Below are 18,834 nucleotides of genomic sequence, written 5' to 3'. Positions count from 1 at the left end.
TAGTATGGGATCGAATCATATATTGGTCATCTTGCGGTGATACGCCTTCTGGATCAATCACAATAGCCTTCATGCTTGGAGTTGGAATGAACAAGAATCCGTCAATCGTGGTCTTCGATATCGGCAATGTGCTGCTGCGTTGGGACATGCATTATCTCTATGAATCCTATTTTCAGAACCGTGACGCGGCGCAGGCCTTCATTGACGAAACCGGTCTGGAAGCCTGGAATCTGGAACAGGATCGTGGCCGGAATTGGGAAGAGGCCGAAGCCGCGCTCATTCCATCCTTTCCGCAGTATGAAACCGAGATCAAAGCTTATCGCAAACATTGGCAACATATGGTGCCGGGTGTGATTGCCGGAACGGTCCTGATCAAGGAACGGCTCGAAGCATTGAACACACCGCTTTATGCCATCACCAACTTTGCCGCTGACACCTTCGCAGAATGTCAGGACCGATTTCCGACCCTGAAGGCCTTCATCGATATTGTGATCTCGGGGGATGAAAAGCTCATCAAGCCCGATCCGGCAATCTATCGGGTTCTTCTGGAACGCAACAATCTGGATGCCTCGGATTGCCTGTTCATCGATGACAGCGCAAAGAATGTCGAGGCCGCGCGGGCGGTTGGCATGCATGCCCATCACTTCACCAGCCCCTATCTGCTGGCGCAGGATCTCAGAGGCTACGGTTTCGACGTCTAGGCATTGCCATGAGATGTTCCGCTCGCCATGGCGGGCGGGACCAAACCTCAGCTTTCAAGAATGAGTTTGCCGTTTGAAAAGCGGAAGCTTTTGAGTTTCTTCAGATAACTCATTCCCATCAGGCTGATACCAAGCGCGCCTTTCGGGGCGATGATGGCCTTGATGTTTCGCTCTTCGGCCTCTCCGATCCGCACCGATTGCAACTGTGCCCGCGCATTGTACATGCGCCCGTTGGCCGTGTTGACCGGGACCGTGAAATCGGATTTTTTGGGATATAACCCCAAGCTTTTCGCATCCTCGTAAGTCAAGGCAACGACCGTTGCGCCGGTGTCGATAACGACACGGATCGGGCGGTTGTTGATATAGGCCTTGACCACATAGTGGCCACTGGAATCCGCCCGCAGCACCGCTCGGCCACTGCGCCGGACTTTCTTGGCGGGTTCCTTGGTGCTCACATAGGCTGAGGGATCGCTTGTGCCGCCCGGCTCCATATAGCCATTCTCGACTGCCCATTTTTGGGCCAGCGGGGGAATGACGCTGAAGACGCCAATAGCCAGTATGGCAAGAAAAATAAGGCGTGCCATGATGGACGTGTCCTGTTGCCGTGAGTTTTGGACACAGTGACAGGCAAGCCCAACCATCCGGTTAAGACGCCACCGGATCAGCGTGCATTTCACCGCTCAGCGTAAACGGGATATGAACCCGCCCAAGCGGGTTCATTCCAGGACACCGATCCGCACCAAAAAGCTACTTGGTGCCATACATCCGGTCACCGGCATCACCGAGGCCGGGCAGGATGTAGTTTTTCTCATTCAGCTTCTTGTCGATGGCCGCAGTGATCACTGGCACGTCTGGATGAGCCGTCGTGAAGGCATCTATGCCTTCAGGAGCAGCCAGAAGCGACACAAAGCGAATGTTTTGCGCACCGCGCTCCTTGAGCTTATTGATTGCCAGAACGGCCGAATTGGCCGTTGCCAACATCGGGTCCACCGCGATCACCAACCGATCTTCAAGATCTTCGGGCGCCTTGAAATAATATTCGACAGCTTCGAAGGTTTGAGGATCGCGGTAAAGGCCGACATGGGCAACGCGCGCTGCCGGCACCAGATCGAGCATGCCTTCAAGAAGACCGTTGCCAGCCCTCAAGATCGACGCAAAGACCAGCTTTTTGCCCGAAAGGGTTGGTGCCTTCATTTCCATCAGAGGCGTTTCGATGTTCTTGGTGGTCATTTCCAGCTCACGCGTGGCTTCATAGCAAAGCAGGTGAGAGATCTCGCGCAACAGCTGCCGGAAGGACGCGGTCGACGTATCCTTTTCGCGCATGATGGTCAGCTTGTGCTGCACCAGCGGGTGGTTGACGACGGTTACCTGCTCCATGGCCGAATCCTTCGTATTTCTGGTTTGGGGACATCCCCTCTTCTTAGCCGATGGCAAGTCAAAAGGGCAAGAAGCAGGCATCATGCTTTGCGACCCACGAACCGCTTTCTTGATGCGACTGTTAACAAATGCGATCAGACCGGATGCGAAAGCCGGGCCAGCAACTCTGACCGGGTGGGCTCATCGACAAAGGCTGCCTCGAAGGCCCGCCGGGTGAAGCCTTCCATGGTGGCGTGATCCCAGTCATGAAGGGCTTGCAGGGCGTCGTATTCCTTGCCGATGGACGTCGCAAAGAAAGGGGGATCATCAGAGGAGACGGTTGTCTTGACCCCTGCGGCCATCAGCTTTGTGAGCGGATGATCGGACAAGGATGGATAAACACCGAGCGCCACATTCGAATGCGGGCATACCTCCAGCAGGATCTGCTCATCCTCCAGCCGTCGCATCAGGTCGGCATCCTCGCTCGCCCGAACGCCGTGACCGATACGCGTCACCGGCAGATGATCAAGGGCGTTGCGGACGCTCTCCGGTCCGCCAAACTCTCCAGCGTGGGTGGTACAGGCGAGCCCCGCATCGTGCGCAATCTCGAAGGCTGGTTTGAACGCAAGCTGCGAATGCAGGCGTTCGTCCCCTCCCATGCCAAAGCCGGTCACAAGCGGATGCGGTCTCGCCGCCACGCGTTTTGCCACTTCGATGGCCGGTTCCGGCCCCATGTGCCTAAGGCACGTGACAATGAAACGGGCATCGATGGGGAACCCTTGAGCGGCGCATGTCTCGCGGGCGCGCCGCAAGCCTTCGGTGACGCCTTCAAGGAGGTTGTCGTAGCTCATCCCCAGAAGTGCGACATGGTCAGGCGAGAGAAAGAACTCAGTATAGGCGCACCCTTCGGCAGCGTTGCGCAGCAGATAGTCCTCGGTGAGGTCGGCATAATCCTCAGGCGTGGTGATAACGGCAGCCACCCGATCATAGCATTGGAGGAAGGTGGTGAAGTCTTCCCATATATAGGTCCCATCCGCGCGCATGATGGCGTCAAGGTTGGTTCCGTGCCGCGCGGCGAGCCTCTGCACAAGTTCCGGATGGGCTGCCCCTTCAATATGGACGTGCAATTCGGCTTTCAGAAGGGATTTGCCTGAGGATTCTAGCGCTTTGGATGCCATGCTTTGTCCGTTGGTTCTGTCGTTGTCGTTTCAGGACTCTTTGTCGCCGAGCCACTTGCAATGCCATTCTGTGGTCTTGAGGCGGCGCTCACATCGGAGCCACTGACCACAGGCGTGCTTGCCCTTGAGCATGCGCATCTGTGGGGCGAAGGCCTCCTTCATGGGCCACATCGTGTGAGCCGCCTCTCTGGGATCAACAGGGCAGGTCTTGGTGTCATCGGCCCTGACTGGTGCTGGTCCAGCGACGACGAGAAGGACTGCAGCAACCCCGATCAGGCCATTTGTTTTAAGCATCATCCCTTTCATCCTCATGCCTTGAGAAAGGATGTGCCGTGCTTGCCGGGGGTCAGTCCCAGATGGTCGGCCACAGTCTCGCCGATATCGGCAAACGTCCCGCGCTGACCGGCATAGCGTGCCTTGATACCCGGCCCGAACATCATCACCGGCACCTGTTCGCGGGTGTGATCGGTTCCCGGCCAGCTCGGATCACAGCCATGATCGGCGGTCAGGATCACCATGTCGCCGGGCTTGAGAACAGCCTCCAGTTCGGGGATGCGCGCATCGAAGTATTCCAGCGCGGCGGCATAGCCGGGAATGTCGCGCCGATGACCATAATGCATGTCGAAATCAACGAGATTGGAGAAGACCAGATCGCCGTCTCCCGCCTCGGATATGGCCTTCAGCGTGGTCTCGAAAATCTGCGGGTTGCCGGTGGCCTTCATCTTTTTCGTCACGCCTTGGGCGGCGAAGATATCGGAAATCTTGCCAACAGCAAACACTTGACGCCCTGCCGCCTTGGTGCGGTCCAGCAAGGTCGGCTCGGGCGGCAGGACCGAAAAATCTCGCCGGTTGCCGGTGCGCTCGAAATCGGCTGGTGTCTCGCCGATGAAGGGCCGCGCGATGACCCGGCCAATGTTGTAAGGCTTGACCAACTCATAGGCAATTTCGCAGATCTCATAGAGCCGCTCGAGGCCAAAGTGCTCTTCGTGGGCGGCGATCTGATAGACCGAGTCCGCGCTGGTATAACAGATGGGCTTGCCAGAGCGGATATGCTCTTCTCCCAACTCGTTAATGATCACCGTGCCCGAGGCATGTTTGTCGCCAAGGATACCTGGCACGCCCGACTTCTCGATAAAGGCCCGGGTCATGTCGGCGGGAAAGGTCGGCTGCTTGTCCGGGAAATAGCCCCAGTCAAAAGGCACAGGGACGCCTGCGATTTCCCAATGGCCGGACGGGGTGTCCTTGCCCTTGGAAATCTCAAGTGCGTTGGCGCAGAGCGCTTCTGGCTCGCCCCTGTAATCAAGATTGGCCGGGCGCGCACCGGTTGCCTTCTCGGCAACGAGGCCCAGACCGAGCCGGTCCATATTTGGCAGGCTCAACGGGCCAGAGCGCAAACCTTCCTTGTCGCCCTTGCCGTTGGCGCAAGCAGCTGCGATATGGCCAAGGGTATCCGAGCCCTTATCGCTCTCAGGATGGCCATATTGGTCGGCGTCGGGCGCGTTGCCGATGCCAAAGGAATCCAGAACCAGTAGAAATGCCCGTGCCATACCGTTCTCTCCTGTTAAGTCAAAGGGAGCGGCACGGAAGACACCGACCGCTCAACCCGTCACATGCGCTCGACCGCCTAGCGATCGATGATCTGATAGATGCTGTTGCTTTGCGCACCGGACGCACCAATGCTGTAGGCCTTGCGAAGGCGGTTCGTTGCCAGTTTGACCTGATCGTCATTGTGGGCATAGACCCTTGCAATCGGTGTCCCGGCATCGACCTTTGCACCAAGACCGGCAAGCTGATCAAGGCCCACCGAGTGGTCGATGGCGTCTTTTGCCCGGACCCGGCCGCCACCAAGCTCAACCACCGCAATACCGACCTGCCGCGTATCGATGGCCTCGACAACGCCTTCCTGCTCGGCAAACACATCAACGACCTTGGGCGCGAGGGTCAGATGGGATTGCCAGCGTTCCATGAAGTCAGCAGGACCGCCAAGGGCTGTGACCATCTGGCCGAACTTTTCAGCTGCCGCGCCGGAGCGATAGACCTCTTCCATCTTGCGGGTGCCCTCGTCCCGATCCGCGACACGCCCCGCAATGGTCAGCATCTCCGCTCCCAGTGCGACGGTGATGTCCCAGTTGCGCGGATCAATAGCGGCTCCAGTGAGAAACTCGACCGCATTCTTCATTTCGATGGCATTGCCGGCAGCGGTGGCCAGTGGCTCGTTCATATCGGTGATGAGGGCTGAGGTCCTGACACCTGCCCCATTTGCCACGGCAACAAGGCTTTTTGCCAGCTCGATGCTCTCTTCGTGGCTGGGCATGAAGGCACCGGAGCCGGATTTAACATCCAGCACGAGGCCATGAAGGCCAGCGGCCAGCTTCTTGGACAGGATCGATGCCGTGATCAGCGGGATGCTCTCCACCGTCGCGGTCACATCGCGAATGCCGTAGAAGCGCTTGTCCGCCGGGGCCAGGTTGGCGGTCTGGCCGATGATGGCGCAGCCAACCTCCGAGGTTACCTTGCGGAAAAGAGCATTGTCGGGCTGGGTGACATAGCCGGGGATGGAGTCAAATTTGTCGAGGGTGCCGCCAGTGTGTCCAAGACCGCGCCCGGAAATCATCGGCACATAGACACCAGAGGCAGCAAGCGCCGGTGCGAGCATCAGCGAGACATTGTCCCCGACGCCGCCAGTTGAATGCTTGTCGATCACCGGGCCATCCAGATCTGACCAGTCGAGCACCTCGCCGGAATCGCGCATGGCAAGCGTCAGTGCAACGCGCTCGTCATATTCCATGCCCTTAAAATACACGGCCATGGCAAGCGCGGAAATCTGGCCTTCGCTCACGGAATCATCGGTGATGCCGTTGACGAAAAACTGAATTTCCTCAGCGCTCAACGTGCCTCCGTCGCGCTTTTTGCGGATGATTTCCTGTGGCAGCATCAGTAGCCCTCGCCCGCTTCGGCCGTTTCGCCTTCCATGACTGCAATCAGGGCGTCAAGCACGCCCGAAGCGCCAAACCGGAAGGTCTCGGGACTTGCCCAGTCAGCGCCCATGTGTTTCTCGGCAATGGCGAGATAGACGCCCGCATCATCCAAGCTGCGCACACCACCGGCCGGTTTAAAACCAACGGGTTTGCCGCTGTCCGCAATCGCCTTGATCATGATCTCGGCTGCTTCTGGCGTGGCATTGACGCTGACCTTGCCGGTGGAGGTCTTGATAAAATCAGCGCCTGCCGTGATCGCCATATCGGAGGCAGCGCGGATGATGGCAGGATCTTTCAATTCACCGGTTTCCAGAATGGTCTTCAGCCTGACTGTTTCGGGCAGAGCCGCCTTGACCCTGAGGACCATCGTTTCCGCGAACCCGCGCCGCTGCGCCAAAAATGCCTTGTAGGGGATGACCAGATCGATCTCGTCAGCCCCGTCCGCGATGGCCTTGACGGTTTCGTCAAGCGTCGCCTCAAGGCTCTCGCCTCCTTGAGGGAAGTTGACCACGGTTGCGATCTTGATGCCGGTGCCTTTGAGGTATTCACCCGCCTTTTTGACAAAGCGCGGCCAGACACAGACGGCGGCCGTGTTGCCATAGGGGGTCTGCGCCTTGGCACACAGGGCCTCGATGGCCTCATCGGTGCAATCATCATTGAGATTTGTCAGATCAAGCAGAGAAATGGCCTTTCGAGCCAACTGTTTGCTGTCCATACTGTGGTCTCTTCATTGCTGCGCGGGTTTGAAAACCCTTTGTTGCTGTCAGAAGGCGCCTGTTGGGCGGTTCGAAACCGGCCTCAGGCCATTGCGCCGAGATAGGCACGGATCACCTTGATCAGTTTCTCCGCACCGATCGCCCCGACTTCCTTGGTCTCATGGTGTGAAAGCTCGTCGCCGGTCATGCCTGCCCCATAATTGGTGATGGTGGAGATCGCCCCCACCTTGAGGCCCATCCAGCGCGCAAGGATCACTTCAGGCACAGTCGACATGCCGACGGCATCCGAGCCAATGATCCGGGCTGCGCGGATTTCTGCCGGCGTCTCGAAATTGGGCCCGGAGAACCACGTGTAGACACCACTTTCCAGCGGCACACCGGCGTGAGCAGCGGCTTTCTTGAGATTGGCGCGAATCTCAGCATCATAAACCTCGGTCAGCCCGACGAAACGGTCGTCGGATTCCACTCCGATGAGAGGTGAACGGCCGGACCAGTTGATGTGATCTTCGATCAGCATCAGATTGCCCGGCGCGACCTCGACACGCAGCGAGCCTGCCGCGTTGGTCAGCAAAACCTGCTCACAACCGAGGGCTCTCAGGGTTGCCAGTGGCTGCTTCATCACCGTTGCGTCGCCCTTTTCGTAATAGTGGGCGCGCCCTGCAAGGATCGCGACGCGAACGCCCATCAAGGTGCCGACGACCAGCTCGGAGGCGTGGGATGAGACGGAGGAAACCGGAAAACCGGGCAGCTCGGAATAAGCAAACCGGTGGGCGTTTTCGACCTCATCGGCAAGGGCACCGAGACCTGATCCCAGCACCATGCCAACGGTCACAGGTTCTTTCACCTTGTCGAGGATGCGCTGTGCTGCATCCTGTGCCAGACCTTTGGTGGTCATCTATTCCTCCGCTTTGAGATCAAATGCGGCGGGCAGCAGACCCGCCAGCGTAAAGCTTTTCTGGATGCCGTTCAGATCGGCCGAATGGATCACCGTCTCGGGCGTGCCAAATTCCTTGATGCGCTGGCGGCATCCACCACACGGGGTGATCGGCTGGCTGTGCTCGGCGACCACCACCAGTTCCTCGATCTCGGAGCTTCCGGCGCCGTCACTCGCCATGATCATGGCGGAAATGGCGGACGTTTCGGCGCACCAGCCTTCGGGATAAGAGGCATTCTCGATGTTGCAGCCCACATGGACGGTGCCTGAGCGCGTACGCAAGGCAACCCCGACCCTGAATTTCGAATAGGGCACATAGGCCTTGTCCCGCGCTTTTGTGGCGAGACTGAGGAGCTCTAGGCTGTCTTTGGTCAAAGCAAGGGATGGTTCTGACATGGCGACCCTAGCGTTCCTTCACGTATGGCACACCGGATGCCTTCGGTGGAATGGATTTGCCGATGAAGCCTGCCAGCAGCACAACGGTCAGCACATAAGGCAGAGCCTGCATGGCCTGCACTGGCACTTCGCCGATAACCGGCAATTGGGTGCCCTGCAAGCGAATACCGACTGCATCAAGGAAGCCGAAAAGGAAACAGGCCCCAAGCGCGTTGAGCGGCTTCCATTTGGCAAAGACCAGCGCCGCAAGTGCGATGAAACCCTTGCCTGCGGTCATGTCTTTGGAAAAGCCAGCAGACTGGGCAATGGACAGATAAGCCCCTGCAAAGCCGCATAAAACGCCCGTGATGACAACGGCGCGATAGCGCATCCATACAACCGAAATACCGGCCGTATCAACCGCACCTGGATTTTCCCCCACTGCGCGCAAACGCAAGCCAAAGCGGGTGCGATAAAGCGCCCACCATGTCAGCGGAATAGCGGCAAAGGCAGCGTAAACCAGCAGGGAATGCCCCGAAATGACTTCGGAATAAATTGAACCGATAATTGGAATATCCTTGGCGGCATCGGCAAAAGGCAAGATAATTTCATTGAAGCGAGCCGTATTGGGCAATTGCGGGGTTTTGCCGCCGCGACTGAACCAGGCTTGTCCGAGCAGAGCGGTCAGGCCAGCCGCCACGAAGTTGATGGCAACGCCCGATACAATCTGGTTGCCACGTTGGGTAATCGATGCATAGCCATGCACCAGCGCCAGACCGATGGACACCAGCACGGCTGCCAACAGCCCAAGCCACGCAGAGCCTGTTACCGCGGCGACGGCACCAGCGGCAAAGGCGCCACCAAGCATCTTGCCTTCCAGTCCGATATCAACAACGCCGGAGCGTTCGGAATAGAGCCCGGCAAGACAGGCGAAAAGAAGCGGAACAGAGAGGCGAACGGCCGAGTCTGTCGTAAGAATGAGTGTTTGCAATAGGTCCATGGTCACGCTCCCTTACGCCTCTTGTCCAAGTTCATTGTGGCTTGATGTGAAAATCCGCACCAGCGCAGGACGGAACATATGCTCCATGGCACCGGCAAAGAGGATCACCAGCCCCTGAATGGAAATGATCATATCGCGGGTGATCTTGGGCATTTCAAACGCCAACTCGGCACCGCCCTGATAGAGCATGCCAAACAGGATCGATGCCATGATGATCCCCACCGGGTGAGATCGCCCCATGAGCGCTACGGCAATCCCAACAAAGCCATAGCCGGTGACATAATCGAGTAGCAGGCGGTTCTGCGCGCCCATGACCTCGTTGAGGGCCATCAGACCGGCAAGGCCGCCGGAGATCATCATGGTAATGATGATGATGCGCGACAGATTCATGCCCGCATAGACGGCGGCGTCCTGATTGGTTCCGAACGTTCGAATGGCATAGCCAAGTCGCGTGCGCCAGATGAGCGCCCAAACAAAAACACAGGCCAAAAGGGCAACCACGAAGGACAGGTTGAGAGGGGAAGCGGCCATCTTGATGCCGAACCATCCGGCCACATCATGAATGAAAGGCAGGCGGCCGCCTTCAAGGAAGGTGCGACTTTCCGGCTGCATGGAGCCAGGCTGTTTGAAGACCTGCACCAGTAGATAGGCCATCAGGGAATAGGATATGAAGTTGAACATGATCGTGGTGATCACGATGTGGCTACCGCGCTTGGCCTGAAGATAGGCCGGAATGGTGGCCCACGCCGCCCCGAACACCGCAGCCCCAATCAACGCGAACGGAAAGGTCACATACCATGGCACATAATGGTCCAGCGCCAGACAGGCGAGCGTCACCCCAAGGCCTCCCACATAGGCCTGCCCTTCCCCACCGATGTTGAACATGCCAGCATGAGCGGCAACAGCGACAGCAAGGCCGGTGAAGATGAAGTTTGTGGTGTAATAGAGCGTAAAACCGATGCCTTCGCCATAGCCAAGCGAACCTTGCACCAGCCAATAGACCGCTTCGAGCGGGTTTTCGCCAATCAACAGCACCACCATACCGGAGACCAGCAAGGCGGCGGCCAGATTGAGCAACGGGATCAGGCCATAATCGACCCAACGGGGCAGTTTTTCAGATTGCGCGCTCATTTTTCACCCCCTTTGGCCATTTCAACGAGGGCCTTATCTGTATTGTCTCGGGCCAGTTCTGCGCTGACCATAGGATCTGTTCCCATCTCGGCGGGGTCGTTAATGCCAGCCATCATCAGGCCAAGTTCCTGCTCGGTTGCCCCTGCCGGACGCTCACCCACGATCTTGCCGTCAAACATCACAAGGATACGGTCGGCCAAGGACCGAATTTCATCCAGTTCCACCGACACCAGCAAAATGGCCTTGCCGGCATCGCGCATTTCAATGAGCCGTTTGTGAATGAACTCAATGGCACCGATATCAACACCGCGCGTTGGCTGTCCAACCAACAGGATATCCGGGTCGCGTTCCATTTCGCGGGCCAACACCAGCTTTTGCTGGTTGCCGCCCGAAAAGTTGGCGGCCTTCAAATGCGGATCCGTTGGGCGGACATCGAAATCCACCATGAAGTCCTGAGTTTCCTTCAGGATCGCCGTAGGATCGAGAAACAGGCCTTCACCATATTTTTCACTGTCCTGATAGCCTAGGATCATGTTTTCCTTGGCCGGGAATTTTGTCACCAGTCCGGTGCGATGACGATCTTCAGGCACATGGGCCATGCCGCGATGGCGGCGATCCAGCGCATCGGGCTTCTTGGTAACTTCACCATTGATTGCAATGGTACCCGAGCGGGCCGTGATCATGCCTGCGATGGCTTCCATAAGCTCGCTCTGGCCATTACCGGACACGCCGGCGATGCCGACAATCTCGCCCGCACGGACCTTGAAAGAGACATCCTTAACCAGATCGACGCCGCGCTTGTCGGTAACCGTCAGATTTTCAACCGAGAGCACTTCGCGGGTTGGGTTGCTAGGGCCTTTCTCGACATTGAGCAGCACATGGCGGCCAACCATCATTTCGGCCAATTGTTCAACAGAGGTCTCAGAGGTGTGCACCGAGCCCACCATTTCGCCTCGGCGCATAACCGAAACCTCATCGGTGATGGCCATGATTTCGCGTAGCTTGTGGGTGATGAGCAGAATGGTTTTTCCCTGATCGCGCAACTGCTCGAGAATGCGGAACAGGTGGTCGGCTTCCGGCGGGGTCAGCACCCCGGTTGGCTCGTCCAGAATAAGAATGTCTGCGCCACGATAGAGCGCCTTGAGGATCTCGACACGCTGTTGCAATCCAACAGGGAGATCCTCGATCAGGGCGTCAGGGTCGATATTCAGCTCATATTCGTCAGCCAGACGCTCGAGCTCAGCGCGCGCCTTGTCCTCGCCCTTTTGTAGCAGCAACCCGCCTTCCACACCGAGCACCACATTCTCAAGCACCGAAAAACTATCAACCAGCATGAAATGCTGGTGCACCATACCGATGCCAACGGCGATGGCCTTCTGACTATCAGGAATGGTTTCGCGTTTGCCATTCACATAGATTTCGCCGCCATCAGCCTGATAAAAACCATAAAGGATAGACATCAGTGTCGACTTGCCGGCGCCATTCTCACCTATGATCCCGTGAATGGAGCCTTTTGCGACATTCAGATCGATATTCTTGTTGGCGTAGACCGGGCCGAACCGCTTTTCGATTCCGACCAGACGGATGGCGGGCACCGCGTCGGTTTGCCCATCACCAGAGCCTTGTGCACCGGCTCCTTTGTTGCCCTGCGCCTTTGTTTTCTCGTCCAGATGCAAGATCTCTTCCCCAATTATCAGCCCCTCCCGCCTATTATTTGCCTCGCAGAGAGTGTCTTCAACCAGACTGCCGGACAGATAAACCGGGACCCACTCTTCACTTATGGTGCGGAGTGGTATGGGTGGGCTTTGTTGCTCAGGAGCCACTGATGTGGCCGGCCGGTAGATAATTTGCGCTCCAAGCGATTATCTGACTATTGATGGCAATAAAAATGCGCCCCATCCGAGAATGAGGACGGGGCACATTTTATTCCAAAGTCAACCGCTTAGAATGGGCAACTGTTGTCAGCACGATAGTCGTGGACAACGATTTTTCCATCGATGATTTCCTTGGATGCCTGATCGACAGCAGCGCGCATATCGGCGGTGATCAGGTCCTTGTTATACTCATCATCAGCCCATTCTACGCCATTCTCGGCCAGTCCGAGAACATAGATGCCTGAAGTCCAGTTGTCAGAAGCCAGATCCTCGAAGGCACTATAGACTGCGGTGTCAACACGCTTGACCATGGAGGTCAGCATGTTGCCTGGATGCAGGGCATTTTGGTTGGAATCGACGCCAATGCCGAGTTTACCGGCGTCAGTCACAGCCTGCAGAACACCAGAACCCGAACCACCAGCAGCGTGATAAATCACGTCAGCGCCGCGGTCGATCTGGGATTTGGCCAGTTCCCCACCCTTCACAGGGTCGTTCCATGCAGCGCCGGTCGTGCCGATCATGTTCTCGAAGATTTCAACATCAGGATTGGCAGCCTTGGCACCCTGCTTATAGCCACAGGCAAAGGCGCGAATGAGCGGGATATCCATGCCGCCAACAAAGCCGACCTTGCCAGTCTTGGCCGCCTTTGCAGCGAGCAGGCCGACGAGGAACGAGCCTTCGTGCTCCTTGAACTTGATGGAGCGAACATTTGGCAGATCAACAACTTCATCCACAATGGCGAATTTTGTGTCCGGGAATTCCGGTGCCACTTTCGCCAGCGCACCAGCATGCGAGAACCCGATGGCAATGATCGGATTGTGACCCCGTTTAGCGAAACGGCGCAGAGCCTGTTCGCGCTGGGTGTCATTCTGGATCTCGAAATCGCTATATTCGGTTCCAGTATCTTTCATGTATTTTTCAGCGCCGAAATAGGCAGACTGGTTGAAAGACTGGTCGTTCTTGCCACCAAGGTCATAGACAACGGCAGGCTTGATGTCAGCAGCAGATGCAGGGCTTGCGACCATCATGGTTGCAAGCACAGCGGCACCAAAAAATTGACGCAACATGCAAATCCCCTTCGTGAGTGTTTCGTCCCGATTGCTCAAGGAACAAATTATCGTTGGTTCCATGCCGTGCGGGAGAGGTTTGCCTTCGGCAATGATTGGCATCCGCTCGACCCTGTCGGCCCGTCTGTTGCAAAGCAATACGGGTCTGGCACAACATTGAAGGACAGTCTTGCATGGTCTTGCCCGGTTTGCAGCCAGAAAATTTCTTTTCTTTAATGCCAAGGGGTTGGTGTGGAGTGTCAATGCCGGAGCGTGCCTTCTGGCGGCACTTGCAATGCGGATTGATGCAGATGAAAATTCTGTTAATTATACCTTTTGCAGTAAATTATGCGCCAAAATACTACAGATATTTCACTTTGGGCTTAGTACTGATCGCAAAAAATCATCAGTTGAACGCGAAATGGTCACATTACGTTTCCCTGTTGTCAGTTGATAATTATCCAAAATCCTATGCATCCCACTCTCGCTGAAGGGGAATCAACGGGCGGACGGGCACTTTGTCTGGTCGGCATCGAGAATGCTCATTTTCGCGGCTTGGCGCGCCGGGTCGCTTGCGTGTTCAGCGGATCGTCGGGCCAGACATGTTTGGGATATTGTCCGCGCATATCCGCTTTCACATCCTTCCAGCTTCCGACCCAGAAGCCGGGTAGATCACGGGTGAGCTGAATGGGGCGATGGGCGGGCGAGAGGAGATGCAGCAACAGCGGCAATTTGCCGTGCATGATGGTGGGATGGGTTGCAAGACCGAACAGCTCCTGCACCCGGACCGCCAGAACTGGTCCATTCTCTGCGTCATAATCGATCGGGATTTTCGATCCTGTCGGCACAACGAAATGCGTCGGCAGAAGGTGCTCCACCGCCATCAACCTATCGTAGGGGACTTGCGCCTCAAGCGCATTGCGCACATCCGCAGCGGTGATCGCCGAAAGGCTGGTCTTGCCTGCAAGGAATGGCTGCAACCAGTCCTCGAGCGTATCGAGCAGACCCTGATCCGAAAGATCGGGCCAGCCGTCCTCGCGCTCGGCAAGGAAGCGAATGCGCCCGCGCCATCGTTTCAGCTCTTTGGTGAAAGGCAGAACGCGCAAGCCCTCCTTGCGAATCGCGGCAATCAGCGCCTGTTCTACCGCTTCAGACGATGGTGCCCTGAGACGCTTTTCTGCAAGAACGATCCGCCCGAGCCGTGTCTGAAGCATTGCACTGACCGCACCGCTCTGGCGATCAAAGGAGATGTCTTCTTCTTCGGTGATCAGATCGGCGAACTCTTCCTCGATCACCTTGCGAGCGATGGGAGCGGCCAAGGTGATGCGGGCATTGCCAGCAGAGCCTTGCAGGTCGGCAACGACCAGAAAGCTTTCGGTAACCAGCGGGTCATTGCCATCGAGCACCCCGCCCCGCCCCGAGGCAAGAAGATAGCGCCCTTCCGCGCCGCGCCGAATGGCGATGCGGTCGGGATAGGCAAGCGCCAGAATGCGACCGGCTTCCTCGGGCTGGATGCGCGCCTCTGCCTTCCCTTTGATCCATCGTTTGGCCATGCCCTTGATGTCGCGGGCGCGGGGCAGTCTGCCAGAGGCCAGATCCTGCAGGAGATGCCTCAGATCATTGTGGCGAAAACGCCCGCCTTCGGTCAGCAAGGCCGCGATATGGGCTGCGATTACGCCGTCGCCCTTCTTGCGGGCGGTCACCAGCATATGCGCCAATCGTGGCGGCAGCGGCAGGTCAGCAAGGGCGCGGCCATGATCGGTCAACAAGCCATCCTCATCGAGGGCATTAAGGGAGGTCAGCAGCTTGACGGCTTCGAGCCAACCGGCAGCGGGCGGCTCATCCAGCCATCTCAGCTTGGACGGATCGGTCTCGCCCCACAACGCGCAATCGAGCACGAGGCGAGAAAGATCGGTTTCAAGGATTTCGGGAGGTTCGAAGGCAGCAAGCGCTGCTGTCTGACCCTGATCCCAGAGGCGATAGCAGACGCCCGGCTCGGTGCGTCCGGCACGGCCCTTCCGCTGATCGGCACTGGCGCGGGAAACCCGCACGGTCTCCAGCCGCGAAATGCCAAGGTTGGGTTCGTAGCGTGGCCTGCGCACCAGTCCCGCATCAATGATGATCCGCACGCCATCGATGGTCAGGGACGTTTCCGCAATAGAGGTGGCCAGTACAATTTTGCGCTTGCCCTTGGGTGGCGGCTGGATGGCGCGATCCTGCGCCCGTCCGTCCATCGCGCCATAGAGCGGGGCAAGGATGACGTCCTTATCGATGCCTTTTGCAAGACGCTCCTCAACGCGGTGGATCTCGCCCTGTCCTGGCAGGAATACCAACACCGAGCTATCTTCTTCCCGCATGGCCTGATGGACGGCATTGGTCACGGCATCCTCTAGCCGATCCCGCGCCTTGCGCGGTATGTGGCGGGTCTCGACGGGATAGGCGCGGCCCATACTCTCGATCACCGGTGCGTCATCGAGGATCGAGGCGACGCGTCCACCGTCAAGGGTCGCGGACATGACAATCAGCCGCAGATCCTCTCGCAGAGCATCCTGCGCCTCAAGGGTGAAGGCGAGCGAGGTGTCCGCATCAAGACTGCGCTCGTGGAATTCGTCGAACAGCACCGCAGAGATGCCTTCAAGGCTGGGATCATCAACGATCATGCGGGCGAAGATCCCCTCGGTCACCACCTCTATGATCGTGTCCTTGGAGATGCGACTGTCCATGCGGACGCGATAGCCGACACGTTTGCCAACCGGTTCGCCCAGAAGATCAGCCATGCGATGCGCCGCAGCTCTGGCGGCCAGACGGCGGGGTTCGAGCATGATGATGCGGCCGTCGCGCCATGGTTGATCGAGACAGGCGAGCGGCACGCAGGTGGTTTTGCCCGCACCCGGCGGGGCGATGAGCACGGCACGACTGCCGGTCTTGAGCGCGGTCAACAGATCCGGCAACGCTTCGCGGATCGGCAGTTGGGGCAAAAAGGTCGGTAGGGTCTCGCTCATGCCTTGCCCCTACCCGCTTATCGGGAGCGAGGCAAGCGCTTTTGCGACTCTGTCATGCGGAGATCGGTGAATGGGTCGAGGGTTCATCAAGCCGGATGATGCGGCCACCAGCGGCGTTGGCATCTTCCTCATCGTGGGTGACGAGAAGAGTGGGCAGGCCATTCAGCCGTGCCCGATCAAAGACATGCTTTCGCATCTGGTCGCGCAAACCGGCATCAAGTTTGGAGAAGGGTTCATCGAGCAACAGGGCACAGGGTTCGGACAAGAGCACACGAGCAAGCGCCACCCGCGCTTTCTGGCCGCCTGACAGGGTGGCCGGATCCCGCGCCGCGAAATTCTCCAGATCGATGTCCTTCAGAGCCTCATTGACCTTGGCGCTGCGGGCTTGGCGACCCTTGACGCTGGAGGTCAGCCCGAAGGCGAGATTGCCACCGACGGACATGTGAGGAAAGAGCAGCGGGTCCTGAAACAGGATGCCGATGTGGCGCAGCTCTGCCCGGCGTTCCGTGACATCCTCGCCATGAAACAGCACACGCCCGGAGGCTTCAAACTCGGGCGCAAGAAAACCGCCGATATAGGCCAGCAAAGTGGATTTTCCCGAACCGGACGGCCCCATGATCGTGACGATCTCGCCCGGTTCGATGGTGCAGGACAGCTCAAGCAGGCGTTTGCCGCCCAGCGCGATCCGAATGGCGTCAAGCGAGAGGCTCATCACGCTGCCGCGATCCTGCAGGCGACTGTCATCCTCTGCAGGAACGTCTTCTTTGTGAACAAGTTTCAGATCCGGTTTGATCATGGGCATTCCTAATGACCCGCCGTCTGCATATCGCGGCGCTGGCGATAGAGTAAGGCAGGGACGAGCATGGCGACGAGAAAGCCGAGGAAGGGCAACAGCATCTGCATCAGGGCATAGACCCCGATGAGGCGACGGTTGCCTCCGGCGCTCAGCGCCACGGCTTCGGTGGTGATGGTTTCCCAGCGCCCGCCACCGATGATAATGGTGGGCAGATACTGGCCGATGGAGACCGCAAAGCCGACCGCGGCGGCGGTCAGGATCGGGCGAATGAGAAGCGGCAGGCGTATCTGCCACAGAGCGGTCCAGCGGCTGCGACCGAGACTGGCTGCCAGCTGGGCATAGCGTGGATCAAGGTTGCGCCACGGATCGCCAAGCGACAACAGGACATAAGGCATGACGAACACCAGATGTCCCAGAATGATAGCGCCAGAAGAATGGTTGACTGAGGAGAACAGAAACAGCAATTGCAGCCCGAACAGAAAGGCCACCTGCGGTACGATCAACGGCAGATAGACGAGACCGAGCCAAGATTGTCCTGCCTGACGCCCTCTTCGGCTTTCTGTTTCGAGGCAGGCGACGGTGACAAACAGCGCAATGAGCGTTGCCACGCCACCGATCAGGATCGAATTGATCAGCGGCTCGACGAGCATTGAAGCCTGCCGCTGCCATGTGACAAGCCCCAGACTGCGGGGCAAGGCATCGGGAAAACGCCAGAAACCGGCAAAGGACCAGACCGCCAGACCGGCGAGGCCAAGGACCATGACAAGGGTGGCAATGACGTTGGTCATGGCGATACACAGACGCAGCCAACCATCGCGCTGAAACCGCAGGCCGGAGTGATGGCCGCAGCCGAACAGTCGCGCCACCAAACGCTCGCCACACCACCAAATGAGCAGGGCGAAAAGGGTCACCCCAAGCTGGAGGATGGCGCCTGCGGACGCCAGAAAGCGCATATCGAGATCCGGATCGCTCATCCAGCGCACAAGTTGGACGGCAAGAGTCGGCGGGTTGGTGGGACCGAGGATAAGCGCGACATCAACGACGGAACTTGCATAGGCAATCACCGCAAAGACCGGCAGGCGGATGCGCGCATATAAAAGCGGCCAAACACCATAGATCCAAGCAGCCATCCGGCCATACCCCAGTGTTCGGGCAACGTTGGCATGACGGCGCGGATTGGTCTGCGGCAGGGCGGCAAGGCTGACGAGCAGCAGGAAGGGGAGCTCCTTCATAGCAAGGCCCGCTATCATCGCAAGGCCGTAAGGATCATGAGGGAAGAGCCAGTCCGGCGGGCGGGCCCAGCCAGTGAGTTCAGGCGAGAGCAACCGCACCAGCCAGCCAGAGGGTGCAAGCAGAAAGGCAAAGCCAAAGGCGGTCGCAGCGTGAGGGATGGACAGAAGCGGCGAGATCAGCCGTTGCATCCAGCCAAAAAACCGCGTTCCGGACCAGGCGGCAAGCAGGCCGATGGTCGCCATCAGGGCAAGCAGCGTTGTCAGCACACCAGACGCGAGACTGAGACCAATGGACCGCGAAATCCCGGGCGTTGCAACAAGCGCCCGCATGGGATCAAGGCTCAGCGCCTCCCCTCCAAGCGTTGGCAGCCAGCCAAAGGCAGGGGCCAACGATCCGGCAAGACCGGCAAGAATCGGCCCGATCATGAGGGCAAGCGCGGCGGTGGTTGCCAGATTGGAGGCACGGAGTTTCATGTCGGGTTACGCCTTGCAAAGAGATGGCCGCGAACGGCCAC

The 18,834-nt window shown here is 58.2% G+C and carries 17 protein-coding genes and 1 pseudogene; 2 read left to right on the top strand and 16 right to left on the bottom strand.

The window, feature by feature from the left end; translation table 11 throughout:
* Nucleotides 1-71: 71 nt before the first annotated feature.
* Nucleotides 72-701, top strand: coding sequence for an HAD family phosphatase (locus tag CPH65_RS10260; protein ID WP_197704003.1), 630 nt, complete (start codon nucleotides 72-74; stop codon nucleotides 699-701).
* Between the two features lie 47 nt (nucleotides 702-748).
* On the opposite strand, the gene CPH65_RS10255 is transcribed toward CPH65_RS10260, so the two are convergent.
* The 13 genes and pseudogenes from CPH65_RS10255 to CPH65_RS10195 all read right to left on the bottom strand — a co-directional run bounded on the left by CPH65_RS10255 (nucleotide 749) and on the right by CPH65_RS10195 (nucleotide 13,310).
* On the bottom strand, nucleotides 749-1,285 hold the full coding sequence (locus CPH65_RS10255; RefSeq protein ID WP_157747609.1) for a TIGR02281 family clan AA aspartic protease: 537 nt from the start codon (nucleotides 1,283-1,285) through the stop codon (nucleotides 749-751).
* A 163-nt stretch (nucleotides 1,286-1,448) separates the two neighbouring features.
* Nucleotides 1,449-2,078 (bottom strand): uracil phosphoribosyltransferase, encoded by a 630-nt coding sequence (upp, locus tag CPH65_RS10250; protein ID WP_096173383.1) that lies wholly within the window; start codon nucleotides 2,076-2,078, stop codon nucleotides 1,449-1,451.
* A gap of 134 nt (nucleotides 2,079-2,212) precedes the next feature.
* A complete protein-coding gene (locus tag CPH65_RS10245; protein WP_096173382.1) occupies nucleotides 2,213-3,235 on the bottom strand; it encodes an adenosine deaminase in 1,023 nt (340 codons plus the stop codon).
* A 30-nt stretch (nucleotides 3,236-3,265) separates the two neighbouring features.
* Nucleotides 3,266-3,532: a hypothetical protein gene (locus CPH65_RS10240; protein ID WP_096173381.1), complete on the bottom strand. Its 267-nt coding sequence runs from the start codon at nucleotides 3,530-3,532 to the stop codon at nucleotides 3,266-3,268.
* An 11-nt stretch (nucleotides 3,533-3,543) separates the two neighbouring features.
* Complete coding sequence (locus CPH65_RS10235; protein ID WP_096173380.1) at nucleotides 3,544-4,782, bottom strand: phosphopentomutase; 1,239 nt, start codon at nucleotides 4,780-4,782, stop codon at nucleotides 3,544-3,546.
* Nucleotides 4,783-4,859: 77 nt separating this feature from the next.
* Nucleotides 4,860-6,170, bottom strand: coding sequence for a thymidine phosphorylase (gene deoA, locus CPH65_RS10230; protein WP_096173379.1), 1,311 nt, complete (start codon nucleotides 6,168-6,170; stop codon nucleotides 4,860-4,862).
* A complete protein-coding gene (gene deoC / locus CPH65_RS10225; protein ID WP_096173378.1) occupies nucleotides 6,170-6,928 on the bottom strand; it encodes a deoxyribose-phosphate aldolase in 759 nt (252 codons plus the stop codon). Before deoC ends, deoA begins: the two co-directional genes overlap by 1 nt.
* 83 nt (nucleotides 6,929-7,011) lie before the next feature.
* Entirely contained in the window at nucleotides 7,012-7,824 is an 813-nt protein-coding gene (locus CPH65_RS10220) for a purine-nucleoside phosphorylase (RefSeq protein WP_096173377.1), read from the bottom strand.
* The gene (locus CPH65_RS10215; RefSeq protein WP_096173376.1) at nucleotides 7,825-8,259 is read right to left on the bottom strand and encodes a cytidine deaminase; all 435 of its coding nucleotides are present in this window, start codon (nucleotides 8,257-8,259) and stop codon (nucleotides 7,825-7,827) included. It abuts the gene before it with no gap.
* A 7-nt stretch (nucleotides 8,260-8,266) separates the two neighbouring features.
* The gene (locus CPH65_RS10210; RefSeq protein WP_096173375.1) at nucleotides 8,267-9,238 is read right to left on the bottom strand and encodes an ABC transporter permease; all 972 of its coding nucleotides are present in this window, start codon (nucleotides 9,236-9,238) and stop codon (nucleotides 8,267-8,269) included.
* Between the two features lie 12 nt (nucleotides 9,239-9,250).
* Nucleotides 9,251-10,369, bottom strand: a complete 1,119-nt coding sequence (locus tag CPH65_RS10205) for an ABC transporter permease (RefSeq protein ID WP_096173374.1) — start codon at nucleotides 10,367-10,369, stop codon at nucleotides 9,251-9,253.
* 101 nt (nucleotides 10,370-10,470) lie between these two features.
* Nucleotides 10,471-11,964 (bottom strand): annotated as a pseudogene (locus tag CPH65_RS10200) (ABC transporter ATP-binding protein); the annotation flags it as partial.
* A 347-nt stretch (nucleotides 11,965-12,311) separates the two neighbouring features.
* A complete protein-coding gene (locus tag CPH65_RS10195) occupies nucleotides 12,312-13,310 on the bottom strand; it encodes a BMP family protein (protein ID WP_172891499.1) in 999 nt (332 codons plus the stop codon).
* A 169-nt stretch (nucleotides 13,311-13,479) separates the two neighbouring features.
* On the opposite strand from CPH65_RS10195, the gene CPH65_RS23850 reads away from it, so the two are divergent.
* Nucleotides 13,480-13,743, top strand: a complete 264-nt coding sequence (locus tag CPH65_RS23850) for a hypothetical protein (protein WP_157747608.1) — start codon at nucleotides 13,480-13,482, stop codon at nucleotides 13,741-13,743.
* Between the two features lie 88 nt (nucleotides 13,744-13,831).
* Here CPH65_RS23850 and hrpB read toward each other — a convergent pair whose 3' ends face one another.
* The 3 genes from hrpB to CPH65_RS10180 form a co-directional block, all read right to left on the bottom strand.
* Entirely contained in the window at nucleotides 13,832-16,291 is a 2,460-nt protein-coding gene (hrpB, locus tag CPH65_RS10190) for an ATP-dependent helicase HrpB (RefSeq protein WP_096173373.1), read from the bottom strand.
* A 52-nt stretch (nucleotides 16,292-16,343) separates the two neighbouring features.
* The gene (locus CPH65_RS10185; protein ID WP_096176342.1) at nucleotides 16,344-17,003 is read right to left on the bottom strand and encodes an ATP-binding cassette domain-containing protein; all 660 of its coding nucleotides are present in this window, start codon (nucleotides 17,001-17,003) and stop codon (nucleotides 16,344-16,346) included.
* A 92-nt stretch (nucleotides 17,004-17,095) separates the two neighbouring features.
* Nucleotides 17,096-18,793 (bottom strand): ABC transporter permease, encoded by a 1,698-nt coding sequence (locus tag CPH65_RS10180; protein WP_096173372.1) that lies wholly within the window; start codon nucleotides 18,791-18,793, stop codon nucleotides 17,096-17,098.
* Nucleotides 18,794-18,834: the final 41 nt, after the last annotated feature.

It is taken from the genome of Cohaesibacter sp. ES.047 (assembly GCF_900215505.1).
Taxonomy (GTDB): Bacteria; Pseudomonadota; Alphaproteobacteria; order Rhizobiales; family Cohaesibacteraceae; genus Cohaesibacter.
Note: the sequence above shows the minus strand (reverse complement) of the source record. Positions and strands in the feature narration are given on the sequence as shown.